Consider the following 5,586-nt stretch of genomic DNA (forward strand, 5'->3'; position numbering starts at 1 on the left):
GTGAGACCGGGCAGGATCAGCCCCAGTCCGGCCAAGATCTCAGCCGTGCCACTCAGGTAATGTAAGGCAGGGGGTAGCTCATACATCCAGGCCATCGGCGCAGGCAGGCCGGGTGGCACAATGAAATGAACAAGGCCGGTGAAGAAGAAGTAGAGACCCAGCAGGATTTGCAGGACCCATAAAAGAATGTTCATAAAGCGATCTCCTCCTATGCGTCATTGGCTTTCAGTCGTATAGATAGTGGGCATCGTGTGCCAGCACTAGGATACCCGGTTTGGGCACGATGTCCTGGCGGCCTTATTGCTTTATCCTCATGATGTGTTGGCATATGACAAATAGGAGTTACGCAGTTCGCTTCCCCAGGGGGCTTTAGGGGCGGAGCCGGGCACCGAAGGCACTCGGCTCCGCCCCCAATAAAATCTTTTATTTTTATCTCCTCTCTCCCCTCTCCACGGCCTTTTAGGCCGTGGAGAGGGGAGAGAGTGGGGCCATCCCACCTCGCCCAGCAGGCTCCCAGCTGCGTAATTCTTACATTTGCAAGGCAATGGCCTTACTGTATTCTCAATAGTTCATGGGTATGAGCGTCAATGGTTATAATAATGTTTCCTTGATATTCTCCCACTTTCTGGCCGGTCCAGAGGTCGAAAAGGGAGTATTTTCTGTCTGGATTCAGGCCTATCTTAGCTAAAGGCAAAGTAATTGTAGTCCTGCGGTTGCTCCAGTTGAACAGGCCGACTAGCGATGCATCCTCGCCTGGTACGTGCCAAATACTGGGCAAGGCACCGTAAGTCAGACGCTGGCTATCACCAAACACATTTATGGCACCGAAGGCAGCTAAAAAGTCTGGCCTATCAAAAAGATCTAAAGGCCTGGCCCTCAAACCGGAGGTGCTCAACGTGATGAGGGCGACATTGTTTAGCAAGTCTATCTGTTCCGGGGACAGGAAGGTCAGGTCTCCAGCAAGCCACAGGTTGCCGTTCAGCGCGTAGGTAGCGATAAGGGTTTTTGCTTCCTGGAGAGACCAGGGATCAAGTCTGACTCCTTCACCCGTCTGTGTATTGAAAAGGTGGCCCCTGGCAAAGTAACCGGCTATATTGTTCCGGATGTACCAAGTAGCATATTGCCAATTAAGCCATGGAATATCACTTGTTGTTAAGTCAGCACTCAGGCGAAACTCCGTGTCCATCCCCATGCGGCTTTCGTTGAGGATTCCCACCGGGGCCAACCATGGGCCTATGGCTTGCTGGATATAAGCTCTATCGCCTGCTCCTCTTCTGATCGCCAGCAAGCCCTGACGCAAAGCTTCCAAAGAGGTTACAGTAGGGTTGTATCTTTTGCCTTCCACTGCACCTGCTTGCAAGAAGTCCAACTTAAGGTACTCGTATCCCCACTCATTAACTACAGTGCTGAAAAGTCTTTCCAACCATGTCTGTACCTCTGGGTGAGAGCCATCTAAGACATACCTCTCCGGGGCACCGGGGTCTTGTCTATAAACATATAGCAAACCATTTCTATCTTTTACAAACCAATCGGGGTGCTGACGCAAGAGAGCCGACTCTTTATCAACCAAGAAGGGAGCGAACCATAAGCCTGGCTTCAATCCCAGTTTGCGGATCTTCTGGGCAGTGGCTTTCATCCCTTCGGGGAACTTTTCATTAGCCTCCCAATCACCGCGGAAGGTGAACCAGCCGCTATCTATCAGGACATATTGATAGGCAGGAGATAGTCTCTCCTTCATGAACATAGCATTACGCAATACGTCTGCCTCAGTAATCTTCCGATAATAGTAAGGCCAGGAGCACCATCCGAGGGAGGGAGGCGCCGGCTTAACCTGGTTAATCTTTCCCACGGTCAGCCCATACTCATCCAGGCAGGCCAGAGGGTTACTGCACACCCCAATTATAATCTTTTCCGAAGAAAAGGCCTGACCCGGGAGCAAGAGCGCATCACCCAAGTTATTCACGTTCCATCCGGAGATTCTACCGGAAAGAGGGTTCTGACGCATATCAATAAAGGTCTTCCATTTCTCAGCTGTGAGGGTCCCAGCAATAAATCCTATCCCCTTCTTTTTATTCCAGAAGGCATGCACCCACCAGCCGGAGTAATCGCCAAAGCGAAGGTTACCCGTGCCGTCAGGCAAGGATACGGGCACCCTTATGTAAGGCACAGGCAGCACAGGCACTACCCCCCTGTAACCAACGCTGGTGTAACTGTTGATAAAGGCTACAGCTCCCCTTAGAGATAGGGCTTCGGAGAATCTGCCGTTTTTTCCCACCGCAAGAGGCTTCAGGCCCCCCACCTGTATGGCTTGTTGGCCCATATTGGCCAGCGTATGTTGGAAAATTGCATGATCCTTATTTTCGTATAAAGTGATCTTCACTGACCATTTGATTCCTTTGCTCTCCGTGCTAGTTATAATCAGAGTGCTACCAAGGCCTAAAGTATCAATTGCAGTGGTTTTACTCCACTTCTCCCATGTAAACTGTGGGCTTGTGCGTTCCTCTCCGTTAAGCCAAGCGCTGAAGTATGCGCCTTCAAAGAGCTCCCGACCTTCAGCTGCAAAGGAGAGCAGTCCGTTGCACCGGTCAAAGGAGACAGTCACACGACCATTGGTGAGGGAGACCGTCCCCTCTTGGTCAGTGGCGCAGTGGGAAAAAGGCAAATCCTTTTCCAGTTCCACGGGGCCATGATTTGTGCCAGTTATAGTTTCTAAAATCATGACGGCTAAAATTAAAACTGATAGCAGACTGCTTAGGATTTTACGCATGACTTCTCTCTCCTCAAGATCAATATTTCGTCCTGGAAATGTTGCAGGCTTTGCTTAAAGCTTTATCTCGCAATATCCTTCCCATTTGCAAGGCTAGATGTAGGACGTAAACCAGCCCCTTGACTGCAGGCCCTTCCATCTGGCGTCTTTGCTTACGACTCCTGGTATCGTCCCCAAGCTTGCGCTGGATCGCAGGCTGCGCTGTCTCATTCTTCCACTGCTGGCCGTATACTTCATCCAGCGAGGCCGCGGGTACCCATCTTATGCTCACAATCCTCTCTGTAGCGACCAACCTCTCACCGCGCCGAACGGACGGAATGAGGTCTCTTCCCAGAACCGTCTCTCGCCCTCTCCCCTTCTGGCCATGCTGGGACGCTCCCGCTTCAGCCCCTTCAGAAACCAAGTATCACCCCCCGCTCTCTTTCCCCAAGCGGTCCAAAAGCTGTCGCAGCCTTCTCCTCACATCCGGTATCTGGAGTTTCCCATGCGCCCGGCACAGGGTTGAGGGATCCGGTATGCTTCGGAGCCGCAAGGCCCAGCATCCCTGGTCTGTTGGCGAGAAGGCATTCCTCCATATCCCGTAGGTGTCGTGTGCCAACACATCGTTCCGCCCAGAGGACTTATTAACCAAGCAGAAACCGCCAAGACATCATGCTGACCCGGATGAGGGCCCAGCTGACAGCAATTCCCAAGCGTTCCAGCGGACCGCTTTGGACGGAGGGGGACGCCGGACGCTCTTGCTTCTGGAGACCAGGGAGCACCGGCTCCCGAAGCGGAAACAGATGGACGCCCCATCGTTTCCACCCAGGCCGATTGGGTGCTCCGGGCCAGCCAGGTAAGTGTTTTACCAGACATGACGGTCGTAATCCTGGTGAAACCGCCCAATCAATGGCTGGCTTTTCAGCTCGCCGATAGCGGAAAAGACCAGCTCGGCGCCCACCCTCAGGTCCAGGCGGACCAGGCGTCCCAGAGCATCCGGGTGGGTGTTCCCCCCGCTGAAGCATACTTCATTGTCCACCTGGATATAGGTGGGGATCTCCACAGTCTTCCAGACATAAACAGCAAAATCCTGGGCCTCGGCCGTGCGCCGACGGTCATTAAGCGGGTGCGAAGGGCAAAACGGCCCATGGGCTTCAGGCCTGGACCCATCGCAGCCTGGGCTTCCCGTTCCCTGCGGGTCTCCGAAATGGCCCGGCAGACGGAGTCCGGAAGTCTGCGGGAGAGGCGCTGCGGACGCCGGGAACGACTCTTCAGGCCCTCCCCCTCTTCCTGGCGGAAGCGTTGCCGCCCTTTTCGGACCCACCGTTCCGAGCAGTCCAGTCTTTGGGCCACTTCGGTAACCGTATATCCGGCACGCCAGATATGAACAGAAGTTACGCAGTTCGCTTCCCCGGGGGGGCTTTGGGGGGACCATTCCTCCTCGTCCGACCAGCTCCCAGCTGCGCAACTCCTAAGATAGTATAACGAGAGCACCAGTCGAACCTGTAGGGAGAGCGACACGGGGTGCCGCCAGGGCATTGGGCATCCAGAATACCCGAGAGTAAAGCATGGGCCACCGCAAAATAATCACACACGCTTGTGCTCATCCATCGCAATTCTCATCGCACTCCCCTTATGGTTTGTCTTCTGTTCCGCTCAACAGCACTGAGCTCAGCTGTCCTGCGGAGCAAGCAAAGCGGGCAGAACCCAGTCGGCTGAAGTGAGATACTAGGCCGTGCACACCCTTTTCCGATGTGACAGATTTTCACCGCCGAACATCATCACAAGGACAATGGCTACAAGACAATACAAAATCGCCAGAACCGCAATAGACGTGCCGCTTATTATGACTCCTGAGGTGTTTAGAGCAATGTGAAACAACGTTACCAGCAGAAGACTGCCCTTGGTGCTATTGTACAGCCAGGTATAAACAAAAGATCCCGCGACCACGCTGACAAACCAAGGTAGGAATGGATACCCCGACATCGGATTACCAACCCAAAAGAAAAGTGGCAAATGCCAAAATCCCTGCAAAACACCAACTATGAGCGTAGCAACCAGAGCAGTATATCGCTTCTGCAAGTGTGGTAGCGCAAAGCCGCGCCAACCAACTTCTTCCCATGGGTTGGAGAGCAAAGACATCACGAAGGCGGAGATGGCGAGAGGGAACAGGTCTCCTTGAGGCTCTGGCTGCGTTGCAGAAAAGCCCAGAGATTTCATTATGTGCTGTCCCACAACGAGAAGAATAATAGGGCCTAACGCTGCGACAAGATACCATACCAGACCAACCCGCCATTGGATAAGTGCCTTAAGTAAGTTCCTAACCTGCCCCCTACCATACGCTATCTGTATCACAATAGCGGCTGCCAGGGCTGGACCAACAGCAGGAAGGATGAGAAGAAACTGGAAAGCGGGATGCCCAAACGGGGCAATACCGCGTGATCCCATCACCACTGGTATCCACCCAAGCCATGAGACGCTGAAGGCCAGAATGTAAAACCAAACAATGGGATATCGGATCATTCTCGCGCCTGACCTTTCCTGCGATGAGGGTGCTGATATCGACTCGCGCTTGAGCGGTGGTTAGCCGAGCACAACGAAGCCAAGCCGTTAGGTGAAAACGCATCCAGGTAACCACTGACTTCCTAAGGGCCTTGGGGGCACGGACCATGCGTAATGGAGGCGTCCCAAGCTTAGCCGTATCGTAATCCAAGAAGCATCGCCCTGTCAATCCTCGTGCCGCCAGAGCACTGGCCCAGCCCTTCCGTGCCAAAGCTCATGAACCGCAGGCGGCAAGCCCGGCGTCGAAAAGAAAGAGTTCGGGCGGGCAGGCGGCTTCG

General features: G+C 53.7%; 4 protein-coding genes. All 4 read right to left on the minus strand.

What is annotated here, in order from left to right:
• Nucleotides 1–194 (minus strand): DoxX family protein (locus tag NZ653_09900; protein MCS7287432.1); only part of this gene is annotated, 194 nt, incomplete at its 3' end.
• 356 nt (nucleotides 195–550) lie between these two features.
• Nucleotides 551–2,767: an alpha-galactosidase gene (locus tag NZ653_09905; protein ID MCS7287433.1), complete on the minus strand. Its 2,217-nt coding sequence runs from the start codon at nucleotides 2,765–2,767 to the stop codon at nucleotides 551–553.
• Nucleotides 2,768–3,611: 844 nt separating this feature from the next.
• Nucleotides 3,612–3,809 carry a hypothetical protein gene (locus tag NZ653_09910; GenBank protein ID MCS7287434.1) on the minus strand — a complete coding sequence of 66 codons (198 nt, stop codon included), beginning with the start codon at nucleotides 3,807–3,809 and terminating at the stop codon, nucleotides 3,612–3,614.
• A gap of 665 nt (nucleotides 3,810–4,474) precedes the next feature.
• The gene (locus NZ653_09915; GenBank protein MCS7287435.1) at nucleotides 4,475–5,269 is read right to left on the minus strand and encodes a CPBP family intramembrane metalloprotease; all 795 of its coding nucleotides are present in this window, start codon (nucleotides 5,267–5,269) and stop codon (nucleotides 4,475–4,477) included.
• Between the last annotated feature and the right edge of the window lie 317 nt (nucleotides 5,270–5,586).

Source organism: Anaerolineae bacterium, assembly GCA_025062375.1.
Lineage (GTDB): Bacteria > Chloroflexota > Anaerolineae > SpSt-600 > SpSt-600 > SpSt-600.